This is a genomic window from Burkholderia sp. MSMB1498 (genome assembly GCF_001526245.1).
Lineage (GTDB): Bacteria > Pseudomonadota > Gammaproteobacteria > Burkholderiales > Burkholderiaceae > Burkholderia > Burkholderia savannae.
This window is the reverse complement of record NZ_LOYJ01000072.1, coordinates 103,204-127,237: the sequence shown is the minus strand read 5'-3', so window position 1 is coordinate 127,237 and position 24,034 is coordinate 103,204. Positions and strand designations below refer to the sequence as shown.

15 protein-coding genes are annotated in these 24,034 nt (G+C 69.3%); 9 read left to right on the top strand and 6 right to left on the bottom strand.

Going from position 1 to position 24,034, the window contains the following annotated elements; all coding sequences use genetic code 11:
* Nucleotides 1–265 precede the first annotated feature (265 nt).
* The 6 genes from WS91_RS16475 to WS91_RS16450 form a co-directional block, all read right to left on the bottom strand.
* The gene (locus WS91_RS16475) at nt 266–1,039 is read right to left on the bottom strand and encodes a class II aldolase/adducin family protein (RefSeq protein WP_059670618.1); all 774 of its coding nucleotides are present in this window, start codon (nt 1,037–1,039) and stop codon (nt 266–268) included.
* A 101-nt stretch (nt 1,040–1,140) separates the two neighbouring features.
* A complete protein-coding gene (locus WS91_RS16470) occupies nt 1,141–3,441 on the bottom strand; it encodes a TOMM precursor leader peptide-binding protein (RefSeq protein ID WP_059670617.1) in 2,301 nt (766 codons plus the stop codon).
* Between the two features lie 93 nt (nt 3,442–3,534).
* Nucleotides 3,535–3,894 (bottom strand): BMA_0021/BMA_0022 family TOMM bacteriocin, encoded by a 360-nt coding sequence (locus tag WS91_RS16465; RefSeq protein WP_038744415.1) that lies wholly within the window; start codon nt 3,892–3,894, stop codon nt 3,535–3,537.
* Between the two features lies 1 nt (nt 3,895).
* Nucleotides 3,896–4,258, bottom strand: coding sequence for a BMA_0021/BMA_0022 family TOMM bacteriocin (locus WS91_RS16460; RefSeq protein WP_038744416.1), 363 nt, complete (start codon nt 4,256–4,258; stop codon nt 3,896–3,898).
* A complete protein-coding gene (locus tag WS91_RS16455) occupies nt 4,255–8,355 on the bottom strand; it encodes a TOMM system kinase/cyclase fusion protein (RefSeq protein ID WP_059670616.1) in 4,101 nt (1,366 codons plus the stop codon). Before WS91_RS16455 ends, WS91_RS16460 begins: the two co-directional genes overlap by 4 nt.
* A 10-nt stretch (nt 8,356–8,365) precedes the next feature.
* Entirely contained in the window at nt 8,366–9,364 is a 999-nt protein-coding gene (locus WS91_RS16450) for an FHA domain-containing protein (RefSeq protein ID WP_059670615.1), read from the bottom strand.
* A 268-nt stretch (nt 9,365–9,632) separates the two neighbouring features.
* Between WS91_RS16450 and WS91_RS16445 the strand changes: the two genes are divergently transcribed.
* The 9 genes from WS91_RS16445 to WS91_RS16405 all read left to right on the top strand — a co-directional run bounded on the left by WS91_RS16445 (nt 9,633) and on the right by WS91_RS16405 (nt 23,960).
* A complete protein-coding gene (locus tag WS91_RS16445; RefSeq protein ID WP_059670614.1) occupies nt 9,633–9,986 on the top strand; it encodes a hypothetical protein in 354 nt (117 codons plus the stop codon).
* Nucleotides 9,983–10,162, top strand: a complete 180-nt coding sequence (locus tag WS91_RS37960) for a hypothetical protein (RefSeq protein ID WP_082717533.1) — start codon at nt 9,983–9,985, stop codon at nt 10,160–10,162. The genes WS91_RS16445 and WS91_RS37960 overlap by 4 nt, the downstream gene beginning before the upstream one ends.
* Nucleotides 10,163–10,785: 623 nt before the next feature.
* Nucleotides 10,786–11,163 carry a hypothetical protein gene (locus tag WS91_RS16440; protein ID WP_038744477.1) on the top strand — a complete coding sequence of 126 codons (378 nt, stop codon included), beginning with the start codon at nt 10,786–10,788 and terminating at the stop codon, nt 11,161–11,163.
* 58 nt (nt 11,164–11,221) lie between these two features.
* Nucleotides 11,222–11,563, top strand: coding sequence for a hypothetical protein (locus WS91_RS16435; protein ID WP_059670613.1), 342 nt, complete (start codon nt 11,222–11,224; stop codon nt 11,561–11,563).
* A gap of 976 nt (nt 11,564–12,539) precedes the next feature.
* Complete coding sequence (locus tag WS91_RS37955) at nt 12,540–12,755, top strand: hypothetical protein (protein WP_081989341.1); 216 nt, start codon at nt 12,540–12,542, stop codon at nt 12,753–12,755.
* The gene (locus WS91_RS16425; RefSeq protein ID WP_059670611.1) at nt 12,728–16,009 is read left to right on the top strand and encodes a hypothetical protein; all 3,282 of its coding nucleotides are present in this window, start codon (nt 12,728–12,730) and stop codon (nt 16,007–16,009) included. Before WS91_RS37955 ends, WS91_RS16425 begins: the two co-directional genes overlap by 28 nt.
* Nucleotides 16,010–16,030: 21 nt before the next feature.
* Nucleotides 16,031–22,129 carry a toxin TcdB middle/N-terminal domain-containing protein gene (locus tag WS91_RS16420; RefSeq protein ID WP_059670610.1) on the top strand — a complete coding sequence of 2,033 codons (6,099 nt, stop codon included), beginning with the start codon at nt 16,031–16,033 and terminating at the stop codon, nt 22,127–22,129.
* Nucleotides 22,130–22,551: 422 nt separating this feature from the next.
* The gene (locus WS91_RS16410) at nt 22,552–22,995 is read left to right on the top strand and encodes a hypothetical protein (RefSeq protein WP_038744423.1); all 444 of its coding nucleotides are present in this window, start codon (nt 22,552–22,554) and stop codon (nt 22,993–22,995) included.
* Nucleotides 22,992–23,960 carry a hypothetical protein gene (locus WS91_RS16405; RefSeq protein ID WP_038744424.1) on the top strand — a complete coding sequence of 323 codons (969 nt, stop codon included), beginning with the start codon at nt 22,992–22,994 and terminating at the stop codon, nt 23,958–23,960. Before WS91_RS16410 ends, WS91_RS16405 begins: the two co-directional genes overlap by 4 nt.
* Nucleotides 23,961–24,034: the final 74 nt, after the last annotated feature.

Genomic DNA, 24,034 nt, shown 5'->3' with positions numbered 1-24,034 from the left:
CATTTCAAATTAAGGCGCTCCGTACGCGACATCCGCTTTTCCTGCTTTGGCTCTTCTGGCATGCCGTTCGGCCAAACATCGGACGAAAATACATTCGTATGCATGCCGCATCGACAGCATGCGAAAATAATCTATTGAAATCTAAATTCAAACAATAAACCATCAAATTTTGCTTCCGAATGACGACGTTCCGGATCAATTGATTCTTAATATTTGAAGTCGGTCCGGTGAACGATTTCGAGCGCAATCATCGCGCCCCGCGCATTCAGCTCCGATAGCTCGGATCGAGCCGATCGACGATTCGCTGCAGTGCATCGAACGCATCCTGCCCCGCGCCGTAGCGCGGATCGAGATTCAGCGAATCGCGCGCGCACGCGTCGAGAATCGGCGCGTCGATCTCGAGCGGCATGCCCACCGCCTGCGTCGCGACCTGCACTTCGCATGCGCGATTGAGCAGCCACATCAGCGAGAACGCATGCGCAAGCGTGCGGCCGATCGTGACCGGCCCATGATTGCGCAGCAGCAGCACCGGGCGCCCCGCCGCGCTGTCGACGATCCGCTGGCCTTCGTCGGGCCGCATCGTGATGCCTTCGAAATCGTGATAGGCGACGCGGCCGTGCAGTTGCGCCGCATAGAAATTGGAGAACGACAGCCCGCGCCGAGATGCGCATATGGCCATCGTCGGCGTGGTGTGCACGTGCATCACGCAGTGCGCATCCGGCAGCGCCGCGTGAATCGCCGCATGAAACGTCACGCCCGCGGGGTTGACCGGCCAGTCCGCATGGCCGGCCGGATGGCCGTCGACGCCGACCTTCACCAGATTCGACGCGCGGACCTCGCGGTAATGCAGCCCGAACGGATTGATGAGGAAATGGGTGGCCTCGCCGGGCACGCGCAGCGAGATGTGGTTGTAGATCAGCTCGCTCCAGCCGAGATGGTCGAAGATCCGATAGGCGGCCGCCAGTTGAACGCGCGCTTGCCACTCCGCTTCGGCAATGCGCGACGGGCGGGCGAACGGCTGATTCTGTGCTTGAGTCATGACGTGCGTTCCTCGTCGAATGGCATCGATGCGAACGCGCCGCGCGCGCGCAACGGGCGCGGCGCCCGAAAGCCCGGCAGCCGCGGCCGCCGGCCACGCCGCTACAGAAACAGCAGCGCGCGATTGAGCGCGTCTTCGTCGCGCGGCCGCTCGCGCCAACGTTCGAGAACGGGCACCGAATACAGCCGCTGCGCGCCGAAGCGCGGCCAGAAGTGGCACAGGCCGGGCGCGATCACCTGCACGACCGGCAGCCCGATGTCGGGCCGCGTCTTGTCGACGACGAGCGTATCGATGCCCGCGGCCGACAGCCGCGCGACGCAGCGTTCGACGTCGCTCTTCAGATCGGCGGCCGTCCCCGTCGCACGCAACGGCACGCGCATCGGCGGCAGCGCGGAATCGGGATGCAGGAAGGCCTCGCCGGACAGTTTGTCGGCGTCCCACGGCGGCGGCGCCGACGCGCCGACGTCGAGCAACTGGTTCACCTCGGTGAGCGCGCGCTGCAGCGCGATCCGGCTGTCGAGATGACAGCCGAAACCGATCGAGAAGCGTCCCGTCGCCGTTTCGCGCGCGAGCGCGACGAACACGGGAATGCGCAGGTCGTGCGTGATGTCGAGCGCCCACAAGCGCCAGCCGAGCGACGCGTATTCGGCGACGAGCGCGTCGAAATACGGATCGCCGAAGCTCGCGATGTCGATGCCCGGCCGGCAAAGTTCGTTGTACCACCAAATCGCCACCGCATCGCGCTCGACGAGCTCAAGCAAGCCCTGCAGGATCGCTTCCTCGATGCACGCGCCCGCCGCGCAGCCGTTCGGGTTGTGCACGCAATACGCGGTGCCGCTCGACGCGGGCGCTTCCGCGTAGCAATAGGCAAGCGGCACGAGCCGCCGCGCGCCCGTCGCGATCGACCACGCGGGCGTCCAGTCGATCACGCTTTGCGGCGTGAAGCGCTGCGGCACCTGCTTGCGCGGATCGTCGGTGGTCGCGTTGTGGCGCTCGCGCCGCTCGAACTGGCGATCGCTGTATTGCTGCAGCGCGTTGACGTCGATCGGCGCGCCATGCGGCGGCGCGTGCGCGGACAGCTCCGCGAGGCTGCCGCGCAACGCCGCTTCGTCTCCCTGATAAACGCCGCTGAAGCGTTCGAGCGCTTCGGCGAGCGCGCTCGCGCGCGCCTGCGCATCGCTTGCGCCTTTGCCCGAGCACAGCTTGTCGAAGCGGTTCTCGCGCGGCGCGCGCTGCGGACACACCAGATAGCCCGCGACGTACACGTGCCGCATGCCGGCGTTGCGCCCCGGCATCGGATGCAGATAGGCGATCGGGCCGCTCACCGGAGAAATCAGATGTCCGTAGCGTTTGAAGAGATCGCCGGCGGCGAGCGTCCGATGGCCGCCTTCGCGGTGCGCCCCGGCTTGCGCCGACGCGAGCGTCACCGGACGCTCCGCCTGCTCGCGCATCCACGCCGCATTGCCGCAGCGCGGACACTGCGTGCGCCTGACCACGCGGTGCACGGCGGTCGCGAGCGTATCGATGCGAAGCGACACGATGTGCGAGCCCGCATGACGGCGGCGTTGCGCGTTCACCGCGATCTGCTCGACGAACGACGCGACGACGGCCGCGACGGTCGCGGCGCTCGCGCGGCTGTGCACGCTCGGCAGGCGCGCCGCGCCGCTGCCGTGCATGCGCGCAAGCAGTGTCTCGACCGGATGGTTCAGCGCCGTCCAGTAGCGCACGCATTCGATGCACGGCGGCGCGTCGGTCTCGCCGGACGCCGCCGACGATGCCGCTGCAGCCGCAGGCTGGCCGATCGACGCGCCGAACAGCGGCCCGAACAGCGGCCCAAGCAGCGGCCCGATCAGCGGCTCCACACGATCGGGCGCGACGACGAGCAGCGCGCCGCCGCGCGCCGTCACGCGTTCGGCGGCATCGGTCAGCTCGGCGCGATCGTAGCCGTCGGTCAACGCGACCGTCAGCGCCGCATCCGGCGCCACGCCGATGCCGCACGCGGCGAACGCGTCGAGCTGCGCGCGCGGATCGACGCCGAACGCCTCGACGGCGACCGCGAGCCGCGATGCGATGCAGGCCGCCGCATCCCCGTCCACACCCGTTCGTTCGAAGAAGCCGATCGCGGCGTCGCGCTCGCCCGGCGCGTCCGCGCGCACGTAGCCGCGCCGCGCCAGATGATCGAGCGCGCCGAGCAGCTCCCATTGCGAAAAGCGCGCGGCGAGCGCCGCGAAGGTCTGCGCGATCGTCAGGCCGTCGCGCATGCACGCGGCCAGCGCGGGAAACACGTCGCCCGGCAGCACCGAGCGTCTGAATTCGTCCACCACATACAACGCGCCGGGACCGGCGTCACGCACCAGCAGATGCGGCTTGAAACGCAGCACGCGCGAGAAGTCATCGAGCATCGTCCCCCCGTATCGGACACCGCGATCGAAGTGGGCGGCGCGGCCCGCGAACCAAGCGCCTCGGGCCGCGCCGCGCGTCGCCGTGTGGACGGCTCAGCAGCAGGTGAACAGATACGCCGGCCCGGCGTCGTTGTATTCGGCGAGCGCGATGCCTTCCTCGGCGATGTTGGCGGGCCGCGTCGGAATGCCGACGCTCATCGTGTTGACAGGCAGATGCCAGCGCTGCGTTTCGCGATGCCAGCCGTACCCGTCCTTCGCGGCGACTTCGACGATCTTGAGATCCAGAATCCACGGGCAGCGATAGTCGAGATAGCGTTCGAGCGCATCGTACGGATTGGCGAGCAGCATCTGCCTGAACGCTTCGTTCTCCCAAGAGAGCGCGATTGCGCGCAGATAGACTTCCTGAAACTCGAGCAGTGATTCCTGAGTGGGGACTGCGTTGTTGTCGGCCATGTCAGATCTCCTTGCGGTCCGGTCCGAACAGACTAATGTGCTTCGCGTTGTACGCGGCGAGCGCGGCCGCGCGCTGCTCCGGCGGCGGCGCCGGCGGCAGCATGAGCGCGAGCCGGTTGACCTCGTTCGTCGTCCAGCCGCCGTTCGTGAGCGGCGTCCACGCCGAGCTGTTCTCGTGCACCTCCAAATGCATCTTCATCGGAAACCGATAGTCGAAGTACTCATGCAACGTTCCGACCGGATCGGCGACCAGCCGCTCGCGAAACTTCGAGTCATGCCACGCCACGGCGATCGCCTGCACGATCACGGCGCGGTATTCGAGAAACTGGTCGTACGACGGCATACTGGGGCTTCGGTCCATCATCGCTTTTCTCCCGTGGTTGAACGGAGTTCTCGTTGCAACTCGCGCAGCTCCGTCTGCGCTTTCTTCTCGATTCGCGCCATGCCGCTCTGCCGCGCGACGGCGGCCGCCTGCGCGCATAGCGCGACGGCCGCTTCGGCCAATTCGGCCGCGCCGGCCGCTTCGCTCACGTCGGCCGCGCTTCGACCTTGCGCGTCACACAAGCAGCGCGCCTTCTTGAGCAGCAGTTCCGCAACGTAATAGCGCTCGTCCGTCGATTCGGCGAGCGCGAGACATTCGTCGAGCGTCGCGATCGCGGCGCGTGCGTCGCCGCGCGCCGCGTCGATGTCGGCGACGACCGACGCGTAATACGTGAGTCCGAGCATGCAGCCCGATTGGCGCAACGCGTCGACGTTCGCGCGCGCCGCGTCACGATCGCCGTCACACCACGCGCGCACGACGGCCGCGTAGCGCTCGACCGCGTTGAGCCCGTAGCAGCGCGACAGCCGCAGCACCGCGTCCGACGTCGCGCGCGCGCCGTCGCGATCGCCCGCGCATTGCTGCATCCGCGCGAGGTACATCATCGTCACGCCGATCGTCGGCAGATGATCGCTGCAGGTCGCGACATGAACCGCGTCGTGCGCGAGCGCGAGCGTGCGCGCGACGTCGTCGTCGATGCCCCACAGCACGCTCGCGCGCGCGGACAGCGCCCACGCGCGCGTGTCGAGGCCGAACGTGCGCCGATGATCGCCGTCGCGGCGCGGATCGTAGGCGGCGAGCGCCGCGTCGAACGCGCCGAGCGCGAGCGCGTAGTGGCCGTCGATCCAGCGGCTCATTCCGTGCAGCGTATCGGCGGCGACGCCGAGATCCGCACGCGCCGACGCGCGAGCGAGCTCGGACAGCTGCGCGCCGATGCGGCGCACCGCCGCGCGATCGCCGGCGACGTGGTGATACACGGCGATCGTCCACAGCGCGCTCGCCGCGGCCTTCGCGTCGCCCAGCGCACCGACGCGCGACAGCACGCGGTCGGTGTGCTCGCGCACGCGCGGATCGCCCCAGCCGTCACGCGCCATTTGCGCGTGCGCGAGCGTCAAATCGATCGCGACCGTGTCTTCGTCCCGCCCCGGATAGTCGCAATGCAGCAGCCAGCCGCGCACCGCGCCCGCATAGCGGATCGCGTCGTCGTGCAGCGCGCGCTCGAGCGCGCGGCGCGCCGCTTCGATGCCGTGCGGCGCCGCATCGGCGAACGCATGCGCACGCGCGAAATGATCGGCGATGCTCGCCGAGCGCGCCGCCGGATCACCGCCCGCGGGACGCGCGAGCAGCGCCTGCGCGACGCGCCGATGATTCTCGCGGCGCGTCGCGGCCGGCATCGATTCGTACGCGGCCTCGCGCAGCAGCGCGTGACGGAACACGTACGTCGCGCCGCCGATGCGGTGCTGCGCGTACAGCACGCGGCCTTCGAGCAAACGCCGCAGGCAGTCGTCGAGCTCCGCGCCCGCGCGCGGCGACGCGTCGGCGAGCAGCCGCGCGTCGACTTCGAGGCCGATCGTCGCGGCGAGCTGGACGGTGTCGAGCGCGTCGTCCGCGCGTTCGAGCGCGAGCTCGAGCGTCTCGCGCAGGCTGCCCGGCAGCGGGCAGCGCCCCGCTTCCGCGAGATCCGGCAGGCGCGCGCCCGCAGTCGGCACGATGCCGCCTTCGACGAGCGCGCGAATCGTTTCCTCGACGTACAGCGGCACGCCGCCCGTGCGCTTGACCAGGAAGTCGAGCGCCGCGCGGTCCGCGCCCGCGTCGGGCATCAGCGACACGATCAGGTTGCGCGTCGCGGCGGCCGACAGGCGGCGCAGCATCAGCCGCTCGGCGCCGCGCCGCCACCGCTCGAGCTGCTCCGGCCGCGACGTCAGCACGACGCACACCGCCGCGCATGCCGGGTGGCGCGCGAGCGTGTCAAGAAAATCGCCCGTCGCGCTGTCGACCCATTGCACGTCGTCGACGATCAGCAGCACCGGGCCGCCGCCGCCGAGCGAGCCGAGCAGTTGGCACAGCACGTCGAAGAGCGCCTGCTGCTGCCGCGCGCCCGACCAGCGCAGCTTGTCCGCGCCGCCCGGCAGGCCGAGCCATGCGGCGAGCGTCGCGCGCGCGGACGCGCGATCGCCGTCGAACGCTTCGAGCATCCGGTCGAGCGCATGCGGATCGCCCGCGTCGAGCTGCCAGTGCGCGCGCACGAAGCGCAGGATCGGAAAGAGCGCGTGGTTCGTCTGCTCGGGCAGGCACACGCATGCGGCGCACGCGCCGTGCTGTGCGCGCACCGTCTCGCGCAGCGCGTGAACGAGCCGCGACTTGCCGATTCCAGGCTCGCCGACGACGAGCGTCGCGCGCCGCGCGGCCGCGCGCGGGCCGCCCGCCGCCGCGCGCACCGCATCGCGCCACGCGCGCGCGAGCGCCGCCTGCTCGCGGTCGCGCCCGACGATCGGCGCCGCGTCGCCGAGCTCGAGCGATTCGAACGGCCCGCGCTCGTAGCGCTCGCCGAGCAGTTCGCGCACGGGCTGCGGCGCCGCGCCGGGCGCGGCGAATGCGAGCGACGTCGCCGCGGCGTCGACGTGGCGCTCGAGCGCGCGCGCCGCTTCGTCGCTCAACAGGATGCGCCCCGGCTGCGCGATGCGCTGCAGGCCGACGGCCGCGCTCGCGATCGCGCCGCCCGACGCGCCGCGTGCGTTCGCAAGCGCGGTGCCGACGTGGATCGCGCCCGCGATCTCGATGCGCCATGCCGGCGCGCTCGCGCCGTCGGCGGACGGTTGCGGCGCGAGCGCCGTCTGCCCCGCGTGCCGCGTCATTTCGAGCGCCGCGCGGCACGCGCGCTGAGCGGGCCGATCGATGCCTTCCGGATAGCCGAAGTAGAACAGCAGCGTATCGCCGAGCGCGCCCGCGACGTGGCCGCCATAGCGCACCGCGATGTCCGAGCAGCGCGTGAGCCACTGCGCGTGGAATACGTCGAGCGCTTCCTCGGCCGCCGCGGCGTCGTCCGGCTGCGCGCCGTTCGCGGCGACCGCGACACGGCAGCACAGTGCGGTGATCTGCCGCCGCCCGACGGGCGCGTCAACCGCGATCGTCCCGCCGGGGTCGCGATACGCGACGCCCGGCTCCGCCTGCGCGCGCCGTCCGTAGCGCAAGCCGCCGACGAGCGCCGGAAAATGAATCGCGCGAAACCGGTTCGCAAGCGTCTGCGCGGATTCCGCGCGCTGGCGCGGGTCCTTGCCGAGCGCATCGCGCAGCACGTCGCCGAGCGGATGCGCGGCGATCGCGGGCGGCAGCGCGACGTCGACGGGGCTCAGGTGCTGATACAGCACGTCCGCGACGCTCGCGCCCTGCATCACCGGTTGCCCCGTCAGGCATTCGATCACCATCAGGCCCCACGCGTAGAAGTCGCTCTTCGCGGTCGGCGGTTCGCCGCGCAATTGCTCGGGCGCGCAATACTGCGGCGAGCCGAGCACCTCGGTCGTCGCGGTGAGCGTCAGTTCGTCGCCCGCATGCGCGTCCGGCAGCAGCGCGCCGATGCCGAAATCGAGAATCTTCGCGCACGGCTCGCCGTCGCGCGTCGTCACCATCACGTTCTGCGGCTTCAGGTCGCGATGCACGACGCCGTTCGCATGCGCGTGCGCGAGGCCGTCGAGCACCTGCGCCATCAGCGCGCCCGTCGCCTCGGCGGGCAGCGCGCCGTCGGCCGCGAGCAGCGCGCGCAGCGTGCGGCCCGCAACGTGCTCGAACACCGCGAACAGCACGCCGTCCGCCGTCTCGCCGCTGTCGAGCAGCGCGACGATGTTCGGATGCGACAGCCGCGCGCACAGCGCCATCTCGCGGCGAAAGCGCGCGCGCAGGCGGGTGCGCTCGCGCGCGCCGCGCGGCGCGTCCTCGCGCAACAGCTTGACGGCGACACGCTGCGACGTGTCGAGCCTCACCGCTTCGTGCACGCGGCCCGCGCCGCCTTCGCCGAGCACGGCGCCGAGCCGGTAACGGTGCTCGCCCTGCAGCTCGTCGCCGTCGCCGGGCAGCGGCGGCGCGATCGCGCGCAGCGCGCCGCGATCGCAGGCGCGCGCGCGATCGGCCCGTGCGGAAGCAGACATGAAGCGCCGCTCAGCCCAGCGCGGCGGGCGAGACGAGCGTCGACGCGCCGCGCGCGACCGGATCGGGCGGTATCGTGAAAGCGTCGGACTCGGCCGACTGGCATTCGAGCCGGTCGCCGCGCACGACGCGGAAAGCGAGCGCGCCGAAGCGCACGCCGCCTCGGCGGCGCTCGACGAGCTCGGGAGAACCGGGGGACAGGAGCGGCAGGAACTGCGTGCGCGCGCGATGGATCTGCACGTTGACGTGCGATTCGTCGAGGCCGAGCATGCGCGCGAGCACGTCGAGCTCGATCCAGCCCTGCGACGCGGCGTCGTAACCGGCCTGCGCATCGGCAAAGCGCGCGCGGGCGAGCGTCACGAGGCAGTAATGATGGGCGCGCGCGCCAAGGTCGACGGCGCCGCCGCGCGTATGCAGCGTCGCCGTCACGTGCTCTTCGTCGCGGCTCACAGTGAAGTCGACGCGCTGCGGCAAGGTCGCGGCCTGCACGACGCGCGGCAGCGCGGCGGTGACGTTGCGATGCGCGAGCACGAGCTGCCACGCGAAATCGCCGCAGATCACCGCGTCGCCGTCGCGCAGCACGCGCGCGGGCGCCGTGTCGTTGCAAAGCCAGTCGCCCTGCGCCGAGCGGCTCACGGTGATCGCCGCGCCCGGCAGCGCCTGCGCGCGATCGAGCGCGATCGGCTGCGCGGGCGCGCGCAGCGGCCACAGCATGTCGACGGGCTCGCTCAGCTGGCGCGCGCGCCAGCGCACCGAGCCGCTGCTGCCGAACTGGATCAGGTCGCCGTCGCGCAACGCCACGCACTCGCCTTCGCCGACGAACCTCGCGGATACGAACGTGCCGTTGCGGCCGTGATCGTGCAGTTCCCACTGCCCCGCCGCCCAGCAGATGCTGGCATGGATGCGCGACACGTAGGGATCGGCGATGACCGTGTCGCAACGCTGCGGATCGCGACCCAATACGTGGTGCGCGCGCAGCAGACTGGCTTCCCCGGAAAGACCGTTTTCCAATAGCGCCATTTCGTCGACCTGCGGAAAAATGCACGGCGTCCGGCGGCACCCGATTAGGACGTCGTGCGCGTCTTATGTGAATGATTGACGGTCGAATATCAGATTCTGTTGAATCATAGGCAAGCGCCGCATCGCCGACAAGCCGTAATTGGGTGTAATGGATTTCGCCGATCGCGTTGCCTATTTTTTGTTTCACCGGCGCGGCCGTAAGCCGGTCACGATTCAATATTCCGAAAATGTTACGGATATCTAGCGTTTGGAGACCGCCATGGGATTTTATGGACCCGAACCATTCGAAAAAGCGAGCGCCACTTACGTGTGGCTCGGTCTGCGCGTGCCCGGCGCCCTCATCGTCGAGGTGGAAGGCAACGCGCCGCGCTTCACGACTGGCATTCAACTGGTACGCGATCCGCACTTCGTCGGCGGACTGAAGATCGACGTGATGGGCTGGACGGGACCGCTCACGAACGGCACGCGGCCGTATCGCGTGCGACATACGTTCCAGGGCGTGTTCCACCCGACGATCGTCGTGCACGGCAGCAACAAGACCGAAGTCGTCGAGGTCAAGCAGATCCCGCACGAAGAAGCCGACACATTCCTGCAGTCGCTCGACGCCGCGTGAGCGCGGCGCGCCGGCCGGATCGAAACCGGCCGGCGGCGAACCGCACCGCATTCCGAATCGTTTGCATGACAACAGACGACGAATTCCGTCAAAGCCAGAAAATCGTCGAACAACAACAAGCGAACGAAAGAGCCCGGCGTCCGGCGACGGATCGCCGGGCCTTTTTTATCGAATGACCGACGGCCGCTCGAAACGCGCGCGATGCGTCGCGATTATCGATATGCGGATGCGAAAACGCGGCGCGTCGAATGCGCTTCATCGCGACGCCGCGCAATAGGCACGCGGCCGTCGAATCGAATGCATCGTCGACTGTTACAGTCGATATAAGCGCCGGTCGGAAACAGGATGTTTTCACGCGTGCATGCGCACACGCGCACGCCGGCCTGCATGGCAACGGGCGGCGGCGACGAAATCGATTGCGCGTCGAACCCCGGCGTCGGCGACGGCCGCGCGCATCGATGCAAGCCGCGCGCGCCGCGGATCGATCGCGCATGGCGCCGCGCCGTGACAGCGCCGAACGTCGTGACGTCGTGACGTCGCGCGTGCGTCGCCTGGCTCGAATGCAATCGAACGCAAAACGGAAACGCGGGCCGCCGCCTCGACGGCCCGTCATGTCGCCTGCGGCACGCGAGCGCAGGAAGGACGAACGATCCGTCGCATGACTCGCCGCGCGTAATCGCATGTAATGGATTTCGCTCCGCCGCCGCCGTATCGTTCGTTTCACCGGCACCGCCGCATGCCGGCAACGATGCTTCTCTCGATACATGACGCTGCGGACAAGCAGCGCGCGGAGACCAACATGAGTTCGTCGGACATCATCGAGCCACGCCGGGTCCTCGTCTCGGTGACGAGCGCAACGGCCACGTTCACGGCCCTGAGCCCGCATACGCCGGGGTTCCTGCACATCGTCGCGGAAGGCGCGGCGCCGCTCAACGTCGGCAACATCCATCTCGTGCACGATCCCGGCTTCATCGGCGGGGTGCTGCTCGAGGTCGCGGGCATCGCGGGGCGCCCGTCGCCGACCGTCAAGAAGTACCGCACGCCGACTTGCTCGTTCGAGAGCCAGTATCACAAGGAGATCTTCATTCGCGGTGCGAACGGGATCATCCCCGTGAGAGTCGGGCTGTTTCGTCACGAGGCCGTGTCGGCCGCCGCGGCGACGCTCGACGCCGAGTAAGCGGACGATCGCCGCTCGTCCGCTTCGATCTCCTGACGACAACAACAAGAGAACGGGCATGAACCAGGACCTGCTCGCACACATTCGGGCCGACCAGCTCGACGAGAGTATCTTCAACGCGTCCGGCCATTCGGTGACGATCGGCCCGGTCACGCTGGAGTTTCGCGTCAGCGGGGAACCGGCTTCCGCGACGGCCGAGCTGTACATCGCCCGGCAGTGGATCGGCGGCTGCACGCTGAACCCCGCGCATCCGAGCGGCAGGTTCGGCGGCGCGGTCGACAAGCTGAAGTCCGAAGTCGATCTGACGCTCGACGTGCCCGGCATGAAGCTGGATTACCGGCTGACCGTCTGCGCGCCGATCATCGGAGGGACGAGCAAGAGCGGCACGCTCGGCCTGTGACCGTCGAACGAGGGCCGGCTGACGGCGAACCGGCCGCCGCGGCGAACCGCGGCGGCGGCGAGCGGAGCACGCGCGACGGACATCGGCTGCGGCAAATCGTGCGTCGTCGATTCGAAACGGCGCCCGGCGGGCAACGCATCGCCCGTCCGGAATAAAAACGCGTTCGGTGGCACCTTGGAGTCGTTGCGCGATAACACAAGCGTTCTCGCCCAAATTCGGCGGGATCGATAGAACAATCAACGCGCAAACGAAAAACCCGGCGGTCCGGTGGGGCCCGCCGGGTTTTGTTTTTCGCGCGGCGGGCGAAGCGACACGCGCATAAGCGACGCGGCGCGCCCGCTATGTCGTCGACGATTCCGACATCGGATTGAAATTGTTCTGTCAGGATGCCGAATGACGCGCGGCGAATCGGCCGTCTCGTTTCCGTGCGCGCCGAAGGGTCGAGCGTGACCGAACGTGATCGGCCGCAGGCGGCGCACGTCGCATTCGAGGCGAGCGGCGGCCGCGCACCGGTCATGCACCGGCCGCAGGCGGCACAGGCGGCGCAAGCGCCGTGCGCCTTCGCATCGAACCGGCAGCGCCCGCTTGCTCGCCCTTGCATGCCGGCATGTAATTCTTAATTAATTGCCGACGCAATTGAATGGCCTTTTAAATGAAATCGGCCAGCCGATCCAATGGCGAACGAATTGCTTCAAAGTTGCGAATTGACTTAACCGAATATCCGCCTAAAGTAGAGCAAGCCACGTTCCGGCAAGCGCGCGAAGTCAGAAAGAAACCGCTTGCTCGCGGTGCGCGGCGCACGCCGCGACGGGGTTCCCACGCATCCGCGCAAGAACAGGGCGCGTCTCGACCTGGCTGTCGGCGGTTTGTCTTTTCGGGCGAATTGGAAAAATTTCGACAGTCGAATTGATCTGACAATAACGATATTGAGACAAGGAATCATTTAAAGAGACGACGCGCCCGCATGCACACGGGCATGCACTCCCATTGTCTCGACACGCCGGTTTTCGATTTCGCATTGCCTCGGCAAAAGCGGCGCGCACCGCTCGACGCCGTCATCGCTGTCCGCGCGAACGAAGTTGCAACAGTGAACCAGGTGCTCGGCCGGCCGACCGCCATCCGGCGATCGAACGCGGCCGCGCGCCATTGCCGGGGGGCGCCACGATGCTTTCGCTCACACAGCGCGTTTTGACCTACAGCTTCATCGATCGTCCGCCCGTCAATCCGCGCGCGGTCGGCACGTCGAACACGGACGCCGCGCTGCTCGCGCAGATCGATGCGCTGCTCGCGTCGGCCGCCGCGTCGTTCAAGGCCCGCGCGTACGACGACGCGCTCGACGATTACTTCGCCTGCGAATCGCTGATCTACTCGCAGCTCGATCCGCAATGGGACCCCGAGTTGGGCGGCAGGCTGCGCTCGCGGCTGCCGCGCGATCCCGCGCTCTTCGATTCGCTGCTGTCCGCGACGTCGCAATGGCTGAACGTGCTGTCCGTGCCGGCGCCCGCGAGCCCCGTGCGGCCCGCGACGCCGCCGCCCGCGCAGGCGCTCGCCGGCGCCGCCGCGCTGCACGGCGCGGGGCTCACGCCCGTCAGCGCGAATCCGGCCGCGACCGCGCAGGCGCTGTCGGACATGCAGCTCGCATCGGTCTACACGGCGCAAGGCAACAGCGCCGCGAGCAACGTGGCCGTCGCGCGTGCGAAGGCGCTCGACGCGACCGTCGCCGGCGCGTTCTCGCCGCCGCAGATGCCTAACCCGACCGTGCATCCGGCCGCGAATCCGAACGTCGCGCCGCCGGCCGCGCCGGGCGCGACGCCGGCCTTTCATCCGGCGGTGACAGGCGCGCTGCCGCAACGCGGCATCGACCTCGCGCCCGCGGCGCTCACGCCGATCAAGATCCTGCCGATACCGAAATTGCCGATCACGCTGCTCGCGCAAAAGCAGGTCGGACTCCTGACGGGCAGCGGCGCGCAAACCGCGGTCAAGACGATCCAGTGGGCGGCGAGCGGCACGCCGGACATCGCGTCGATCAAGACGATCCTCTATGCGCCGCATGCAGCCGCGACCGCGCTGCCCGACGCGCTGACGAACGCGAACAGCCTCTGGGAGCGCTCGGTGCTGCTCCCGCACGACTACTTCTATACGATCCCGCTCGCGATCGCGCAGTGCTACCAGGCGCTCGGCGACTACGCGAACGCCGAGACCTACTACCTGCAGGCGGCGGCCTACGCGTACATCAACACGACGACGGAAGGCCCGTACGTGTGGGTCGCGCTCGCGGGGCTCTACGGCGCCTGGGGTGACAGCCTCTACCAGCAGGGCGACCGCGCGGGTGCGACGGCGATCTACAGCAAGGTCGTCACGCCGGGCAGCCCGGCCGCGCCCGCGGCGTCGCTCTACCAGATCGCGGGGCTCGCGAGCGCCGCGAAGAGCGCGACCGCGCTGCTGCCGCAGCTCGCGACGCTCGCGCAAACGGGCACGAGCGGCGTGTCGGCCGACGACGTCGCGATCGCGGCCGTCCTTCTCAAGGTCTACGCGAAGCTCGTGCAGATCGGCGCGGGGCTCGACTACTGGGGCACCTACGCGGCGGCCGTGCCGATCTGGTCGTTCAGCTATCTGCAGCAGGTCGCGATCAATTTCGCGCAGCTCGCGCAGCAGGCGGAAAACCAGGTCATCAACTTCTGGAACCAGGCGGACCAGGCGACATTGACGCGCACCGAGCTCGCGAACCAGGTGTCGCAGGCGAACGGCCAGGTCAACGCCGCGCAGCAGCAGCTCGCCGTCGCGCAAGCGCAGGCGCAGGCGTATCAGGCAGGCGTGACGGTCGCGCAGACGCGCGCGACGAACGCCGCGAAGAATGCGCAGGAGTACGGATCGCTCAACAGCCAGGTGATCATCATCCAGGCGACGGGCCAGCAGGTGTCGGGCGGCGACGACGGCGACTACAACGGCGTGAGCGCGATGGCAAACCAATATCTGTCGGGCCAGAGGATCTCCGGCGATTCGGCGACCGTCGCGGCCGCCACCAATCTCGCCGCGAACCGCCTGAGCCAGCAGTTCCAGATCGACAGCATGAACCGCACGACGAGCGAAATGCAGCAGGCGCTCGCGCAGGCCCAGGCGCAGGCCGCCGCGGCGAACGCGCAGGTGAGCGCGGCCGGCGCGAATCTCGCGGTCGCTCAGCTCAACGCGCAAGCGGCCGCGCAGACGCTCGGCGTGTTCGATGCGGACACGTTCACGCCGCAGGTCTGGCGAGCGATGGGCAACTTCGTCGATCAGATCTACGAACGCTACATGGACATGGCGCTGCGCGCGGCGAAGCTGATGCAGCAGGCGTACAACTTCGAGAACGACACGAGCGTGTCGTTCATCAAGGCGTCGTATCAGGGCGTCGTCGACGGGCTGCTCGCCGCGGACGCGCTGATGGCCGACATCCAGTCGTTCACCGACGATCTCGTCAACGCGAAGCGCGGCAAGAAGCAGTACCTGAAGCAGTCGATCTCGCTCGCGAGCCGCTACGGCTACCTGTTCGAGACGCAGCTCCGCAAGACGGGCACGATGACGTTCGAGACGACGCTCGACGATTTCGATTCCGCCTACCCCGGCACCTACCAGGGCCGCATCCGGCGCGTGCTCGTGTCGGTGCAGGGCATCGTGCCGCCCACGGGCGTGTCCGGCACGCTCGGCAACGACGGCATCTCGTTCTACCGGCTGCCCGCCGACGTCGCGACGCCCGCCGCGCCGAGCAAGGTGCGCGTGCAGAGCGCGGAGACGCAAATCATTTCGGACTACGATCCCGTGCAGGACGCGGTGCTCGCGCCGCCGCCCGACAACCAGACGGGCATCTTCGAAGGCGCGGGCGTCGCGAGCAGCTGGACACTGAGCCTGCCGCCCGCGCTCAACGACATCAACTACGGCACGCTGACCGACGTCGTGCTGACGTTCATCTACGAAGCGCGCTTCGATCCGCGCCTCGTGCAGCCCGTGCTCGCGCAGCTCGCGAGCCGGCCCGGCTTCTACAACCGCGAGCGTTCGATTCCGCTCGCATGGCTATATCCGGACCTGTTCTACGGCTTCGTGTCGACGGGCGCGCTGACGCTCAACCTGTCCGCCGCGGATTTCCCGATCGATCAGACCGCGCCGAGCGTCACCGCGGCGAGCCTGCTCGTCGCGGTGAAGCCGGGCACGTCCGCGTCGAACGTCACGATCGCGCTGGCCGCGCCCGGCAAGAGCGCGCTGTCCGGCGTGACCGACGCGACGGGCGCGATCTCGTCGCAGGGCGCGGGCAGCGCGTGGGCGGGCGCCGTCGGCGGCTCCGCGCTCGGCGACTGGACGCTCACGCTCGGCGCCGCCGCGAATCCGTCGCTCGCGCCGGGCGGCAAGCTCGATCTGTCGTCGCTCATCAATCTCGTGCTCGTCATCGACTACGCGTTCAAGCCGCGCAGCTGAATTCCGATCGGGAGGCGAACCGTGGCCAAGACAAGCGGTACCGCTGACGAGATCCTGAACCTGCCTTCCGGCGGCGGATCGGTCAGCGGCGATGGGGGCGACTTCAGCGTCGATCTGAACACGGGCACCGCGACGCTGAAGTTCGATCTGACGGTGCCGGCCGGCCCGAACGGCATCACGCCGCCGCACACGCTGCAGTATTCGGCGGGCGCGGGCGACGGGCCGTTCGGCCTCGGCTGGTCGCTCGGGCTGATGACGATCCGCCGCAGGATCACGCCGGCGACGGGCGCGGCCGAGCCCGCGCCGCCCGGCGCGTGCACGCTCGTCGGCGTCGGCGAGCTCGTCGACATGGGCGCGCGGCGCTTTCGGCCGATCGTCGATGCGACAGGACTGCTGATCGAATTCACCGGCGCGTCGTGGACGGCCACCGACAAGACCGATACGCAGTACACGCTCGGCACGAGCGCGAACGCGCAGATCGGCGACGGCGGCGCGCTGCCCGCCGCGTGGCTCGTCGATCGCTGCACCGACAGCGCCGGCAACGCGATCGCGTACACGTGGCTCGCCGACGGCGGCAACCGCGTGCCGCAGACGATCGCGTGGGGCACGTACCAGCTCGTGTTCGTCTACGAGAGCCGGCCGGACGTGCTCGTCGACGGCGGCTACGGCGCGCCCGTCACGCTCGACAAGCGCTGCAGCCGCATCGAGCTGCACGCGAGAACCGAAGCGCAGAGCCTCGTGCGCAGCTGGACGCTGCTGTACGACGACGACAACGGCCACGGCCGCTCGCTGCTCGCGACGATCCGCGAGCAAGGCCACGCGGCGGACGGCTCGATCCTCGCCGCGCCCGATCGCACGTTCGCGTACTCGAAGCCCGGCGCGCCCGCGCTCGTGCCGGTAACGGGCTGGACGACGCCGCTGTCCGATCCGAACACCGATCTCGTCGACCTGAACGGCGACGGGCTGCCGGACATCGTCCATCTCGGCGACGGCATGCCGACGATGCATCCGAACCTCGGCGGCGGCCGGTTCGGCGCGCCGCGCCCGCTCGCGCGCACGGCCGCGCCGCTGCGCCTGTCGGCGCCGTCCGTCGCGTTCGCGGACATGTCGGGCAACGGCAGCGTCGACGTGCTCGTGCTCGACGAGCCGTTCTCCGGCTACTACCCGCTATCCGCGCCGGGCGGCTCGGAGCCCGCGGGCTTCGGCCGGCCGATCGTGTTCGAGCGCGCGCCCGCCGTCTCGCCGAGCGACGTGCGGCTGCGCTTTCTCGATCTGAACGGCGACGGCATCACCGACATCCTGCTCGACACCGGGCGCGGCTGGCTGCTGTACCTGCGCGACGGCCCGACGACGTGGTCCGACGCGCCGCGCGTGCTGCCGCCCGCGCGCACGCCGCCCGTATCGCTCGCCGATCCGCACGTGCATCTCGCCGACATGACGGGCGACGGGCTGATGGACATCGTGCGCGTGACGGGCGGCGGGCTCACGTACTGGCCCGCGCGCGCGGACGGCGGCTGGGACGCGGCGATCGCGATGACGCCGTCGCCCGCGTTCGCGCGCGATTTCGATCCGCGCCGGCTCGCGCTGTACGACGTCGACGGCGACGGCTGCGCGGACCTCGTCTACGTCGGCCTGCAATCCGTCACGCTATGGCGCAACGTCGGCGCGACGCGGCTCGCCGCGCCCGTCGCGATTCCCGGCACGCCGGTCGCGGTTCCGGGCAGCTACCGGGTCGTCGACCTGCTCGGCTCGGGCACGGCGGGCGTGCATTTCCAGCTGCCGTCGATCGCGGGCGCGTCGCGCCAGGCCTATCTCGATCTCGGCGGCGGCGCGAAGCCGTATCTGCTGACCGATCTCACGCACGGCGCGGCGCAGAGCACGCACATCGGCTACCGGACGAGCACCGAATACGCGCGCGACGACGCCACCGCCGGCGCGCCGTGGCGAACCTATCATCCGTTTCCGATCCAGTGCGTTGCGCGCACCGACCAGACCGACCACGGCACCGGCGCGACGACGTCGACCCGCTACGCCTATCACGACGCGCGCTACGATCCCGCGACGCGCACGTTCCTCGGCTTCGGCCGCGTCGACAGCGAACAGCTGGGCGACGCGTCGTGCCCGACGCTGCGCGTCGAGACGACGTTTCATCTCGGGCTCGATCCGGCCGATCCGAGCCGCCCGCTCACGAACGACGACGCGCTCAAGTTAGGCGCGCTGCGCCGCAAGCCGCTCGTCACCGCGACGTACGGGCTCGACGGCTCGCCGCTCGAGAGCCGGCCGTATTCGATCACGCGGCATGCGTACGATGCGCTGCTCGTCGCGTCGACGGCGGGCAACGGCAAGCAAATCGCGGTGCCGTACTGCACGACGTCGACTGAAGAGCGCTGGGAGCGGCAAGGCGCGATCGTGTCGACGCGCACCGTCGACTATCTCGCGATCACGAACGAAGGCGACGTCACGTCGCAACGCACGCGCGCGCAGCGCACGGGCGTCGCCGCGCCCGACCAGGACGTGACGACGACGACCACGCTCGCGACGGGCGGCAAGAACCTGAGGCTGCCGGCACGCATCACGCAGACCGCGCCCGGCGGCGGCATCGTGTCCGCATCGATCTGCTTCTACGACGGCGACGCGTTCACCGGATTACCCGAAGGCCAGGCGACGCAAGGCCTCGTCACACGCATCGAAGACCGCGTGTTCGACGACGCGTTCGCCGCGTCGGTCTGGGGCGACCATCCGCCCGATCTCACGCAGTACGGCTACCACCGGCTGAGCGGCGACGCGTCCGGCTGGTGGAAGACGCGGCGCGCGCACGCGCGCGGATCGAACGCGACGGGGCCGACGCTCGCGACGAAAGGCCCGCTCGGCGCGCAGCAGACGCTGCAATACGACGCGAACGGGCAGCGCGTCGTCAAGGTGATCGACGCGCTCGGCAACGCGGTGTCGGCGACGACCGACGCGCGCGTGTTCCAGACCGCGTCGCTCACCGACGCGAACGGCCACCTGACGACCGACGCATTCGACGCGCTCGGCCGCGTCGTCGCGACGATCGGCCCGCTCGACACGGCCGCGCTGCCGACGATCGCGTTCGCGTACGCGGCGGGCGCGATCTCGACGATCACGAGCGCCACGCGCAGCGCGCACGGCGGCAACGACACCGTGCCCGCCGTCACGTGGATCGACGGCGCGGGCAACGTGCTCGGCAAGGGCACGCCCGCCGCCGCGCCCGGCCAATGGACCGTCACGAACGCGGTGCGGCGCAACGCGCGCGGCCTCGTCGCCGCATCGTTCCTGCCGTACGCGGCGACGGGCGCGGGCTGGCAGCCGCCGCCCGACGGCACCGGCGCGACCACCTCGATCTACGACGCGCTCGGCCGCCTCGTGCAGCTCACGCGGCCCGACGGGCTCGTCGTGACGAGCCGCCGCGAAGGCGACACGGTGATCACGAGCGAGACATGGCCGGGCGCCGCGGCGGCCGACGTCGAGCGGCAGGTGTACGACGCGGCGGGCCAGCTCGTGTCGGTCGCGCGCAACGCGGGCGATCACTGGGTCGAGCAGCGCTACGGCTATGCGCCGTCGGGCAAGGTCAGCGACGTGACGCTGCCGGGCGGCGCGCACGTCGCGTTCACGCTCGACCTGCTCGGCCGCGTGTTCGCGCAGCAAAGCCCCGACACGGGCCGCACGGTGTTTTTCCTCGACGCATCGGACAACCAGCGCGCGCGCACGAACGCGGCGGGCCAGATCGTGCGCACCGACGTCGACGCGATGAACCGCGTGACGAACGTGTATCACGACGCGGAGGCGACGCCGCGCGTGCGCTACGAATATGCCGACGCGAGCGGCGCGCCGCCCGCCGACGGCATTACCGCGAATCGCTTCACGCGCGTATGGCGCATCACCGACGAGATCGGCGCGGTCGTCTTCGAATACGACGAAGCGGGACGCAAGACGACCACCGCGCGCACCGTCGCCGCCACCGGGCAAAGCTTCGTCACGCGGCGCGCGTACGACGCGCTCGGCCGCCTCGCGAATGCGACGCTGCCCGCGACCGCGCCGGGCGGCGCGGCCCGTACGATCGACTACGGCTATGCGGCCGACGGGCGGCTCGTGAGCGCATCGGGCGTCGTGAAGGACGCGGCCTACGATTTGTTCGGATGCCTGACGTCGATCGATTACGCGAACGGCGCGTCGACGCTGATCGACTACGCGGCGAACGCGGGCGGCATCGCGCGCATACGCGTGCTCGACGCATCGCGCAACGTACTGCGCGACACGACGCTCACGCGCCGCGACGGCCTCGCCACGACGCTCGCGAGCGCGAACGCCGCGGACGACAGCGTCGACTTCGGCTACGACGCGCTGCGCCGCCTGACGAGCGCGAACTACCGGCAAGGCGCGACGGCCGCGGACACGCACGGCTGGACCTTCGACGACGCGTTCAACGCGACGGCCGCCACGGACGCGGGCGCGCTGACGTACGAGCCGGGCACGCACCGGCTCGCGTCGATCGGCGGCGCGGCGATCGCGTTCGACGCCGCCGGCCGGATGACGACGGGCCGCTTCGGCGCGGCGGCGTTCGACGCGGCCGATCATCTGAGCGGCGTGACGCTGCCCGACGCGACGCAGATCGCGCACACCTACGACTACCAGGGCCGCCGCGCGCGCTCGACGAAGAACGGCGCGCAAACCTACTTCAGCCCGACCGAGGACATCGAATTCCAGGGCGACGCGGCGATCGTATGGATCACGTTCGGCAGGCAGCGGATCGCGGCCGACATCGGCGGCGCGCTGACCTTCGTGCATCCGAACGCGCTCGGCGTGATGGATCTCGTCACCGATTCGAACGGCGCGTACGGCACGCGCGTGCGGCAAACGCCGTTCGGTTACGCGCGCCCGGCCGACGGCGCGGCGCTTGCGGGCGGCGTCGCCGTGGTGGCGCTCGCGCTCGGCGCGACGGACGCGACGGGCCTCGTCTGCCACGGCCTGCGGTGGTACGACCCGCGCGCAGGCCAGTTCATCAGCCCCGACCCCGTCGTGACGAGCGTGTACACGGTCGGCTCGTGGAACCCGTACGCGTACTGCCTCGGCAATCCGATCCTGCTCGCGGACCCGAACGGCTGCAGCTTCCTGAGCGTGCTCGAGATCATCGGCGTCGCGATCCTCGCGGCGGCTTGCGTCGTCGGCGCGATTTTCACGGGCGGCGCGACACTCGTCGCGCTCGGCGTGCTGTCCGCGAACATCGGCGGGTGGCTCCTCGCGGGCGTCGCGCTCGGCAGCCTGGGCGGCGCGATCGCGGGCGAGCTCGCCGCGCAGAAGGCGGGCGGCAATCTGTGGGCGGGCGCGTTCCTCGGCGCGTTCCTGGGCGGCGCGACGTCGCTGATCGGCGGCGCGCTCGGCGGCGCGGCCGCGGCCGGCATCGACACGCTGATCGGCGGCACGAAAACATTCCTGTCGTTCGTCGCGGCGGGCGCGATCCAGGGCACGCTCGCGGGCGCGGGCACGGGGCTCGCGATCGGCTATGCGGGCGGCAAGGGCAACGCCGAATCGATGCTGATCGCGATGGCGAAGGGCGCCGCATGGGGCGCGGTGCTCGGCACGCTGCTCGGCGCGGGCATCGGCGCGATCGCGGGCACGGGCATCAGCGGCGCGGCGAAGCCGGACAACTTCCTGAACATCGGCGCGTTCGGCCAGAAGTTCGCGGATTTCACGAGCACGTCGACGGCGATCAACTCGGCCGACAACGCAGCGGGCGTGACCGAATCGCTCGCGCAACTGTCGATGCCGAACGGCTTCAACGCGAGCAACATGCTCGGCCTGCTGCCGAACCTCGTGACGACGAACGAACAGGCGGCGGGCTGGTTCTCGATTCCGATCGGATGGCTCGGGCCGGGCGTGCTGAACGACGCGGGATTCGCGGGGCTCGTCGACACGTCGATGGCGCTCGACCAGGCGGGGCTCAGCTACGCGCACCAGATCTCGCTGCTGCTCGGCGCCGCGCCCTACTTCATCGACTACGCGGCGACGATGGCGCAAATCGTCGACGCGAACGGCGTGAACAGCTTCGAGACGGCGTTCAACAAGGCGTTCGGATCGGGGAATCCGAGCAACACGGGGTGACGCAAACGAACCCGGATCGCGGTTCGCCGTGCTCGCAAACGGAACGACATGGGAAACGAGACAGAAAACGAAATGGGAAGCGCTCGACGCCGCACGCATCGCACGCATCGCCGGGCGTCGAATGTCGGCGATCGCTTGCCGCCGCGCAATGCTCGCCCGCGGCGAGCTCGCTCACGCGGAACATCGCCGAGATCCGTTCGCTCTCCTGAGCGCGCGTCGCCTCGCGCGCTCGACGCGTCGGCGCTTTTGAACCCGCGCGCACGCGACCGAGCGTCGACGCAAGCGCCCGCCGCTCCGATCGGCGCATGTGGCTTCGCGCGAGGCCGCACGCGCTCGATTTCGAGCGTGCCCCGACAGGCGCAACCGGCCGACTGAACCGGACGCCGGCGCCGAAGCGAGATGCCGCGAGGCTGGAGAGTGCGATGAAAGCGTTCAGGCAAATATTCGACGCCATTCAGGCCGAGACGGTGGAGCCCGTATCGGCTCGCATCGGGATTCCGGTTAAAACCGACGTCACCGCGACTTTCGACTGGATAAGCGGCTACCTGGACGCCCATCCTGAATTCGTCGTAAAACTTTATATCCACCGAGCCAATCCCAAATTCGAATCGATCTCGGCGTTGGTGACGAAGAAATCGATGGCGCAGGCGAAACGTTCCGGCGACTTTCAGCTTCTCTTGACCAGTTTCGGCGGCGCCGGACAAGGATCGCTGCCGGGCGTCGCCCGATTCGTGCTGCGGACATACGAATGTCCGGAATGTCATCGCCAGGTGGACATCATTCCACTCGACGGCGTGCCGCCGCCCAAGTGTCAGAACGGCCATTCGCCCCGTGAAATGGAAGTCGCGGCGGGGTCCCCGGCATGAAGTTCGACGCGCTGTTCGAAGCGGGATTCAAGGAGCTGGGCGCCAGGTTCTTCCTCGTCGCGTTCCTGCCGATCCTGTCGGTGGCCGTGTTGATCGTGGGACTGAATGCGTCGGGCGCGCCTGCGGCGTCCCCGTCATGGGCGAGTTTTGCGAAGGCGATACGAGAACTGGACCTGACCCAATCGCTCGGGCTGATATTCGCCGTGCTCGTATTGTCCCTCCTCACCATGCCGTTGCAGGAAGCGCTGGTGCGGGTGCTCGAGGGCTATTGGGGAAAACTGGCGTCATCCAGCCGCCTCGGGAAGTTCTTCTTGAATCGGCAGAAGAAGAAAAGAGACGCGCTGGTCGCCATCGTGCAAAACATCGAACAGCCGCCGACACCGAGCCGGAAATCGGAAGTCGACTCGGCGGCGCGCCGGCTGCTCAAGTACTACCCCGCCGAAGACCGGCTGCTTCCGACGAGCCTCGGCAACGCGCTCCGAGCGGCCGAGGATCTCGCGACCAGCCGCTACGGGCTCGACGCCGTGACCGTCTGGCCGAGGCTCTACCCGCACATCGGCGAGGGGCTGGGCCGCCTCGTCGATAGCGCCCGCAACCAGCTCGACGTTTCCGTTCGTCTCGTGCCCACGTTCGTCGTCTGCGCACTCGTGTCGTTCGGATTCCTGTTGCGTCACGGATACTGGCTTCTGGTGCCCTTCGGGTTCGTCGCGATGGCGTGCCTCGGCTACCGCGCGGCGGTGGAATCGGCCGCCGCCTTCGGCGCGGTGATGAATGCGGCCATCGACATCCACCGGTTCGACATGGTCAAGGGGCTGCATTTTCCGATGGCCGACAACCTGGCCTCCGAGAGGCGGATCAACCAGGCGATCAGCAATTTCCTGCGCCAAGGGATTCCCCATGAATTGCCGTACGTGCATCCGAAAGCCGGCGACGAAGGCAAGACGCGAACGACGAACGGCGCGTGACGACACACCGGTGCGCATGCCGACCGACGGCCGAACAGGCGCGAATCTCCGCATGGATCAACTTCCGCTATCCC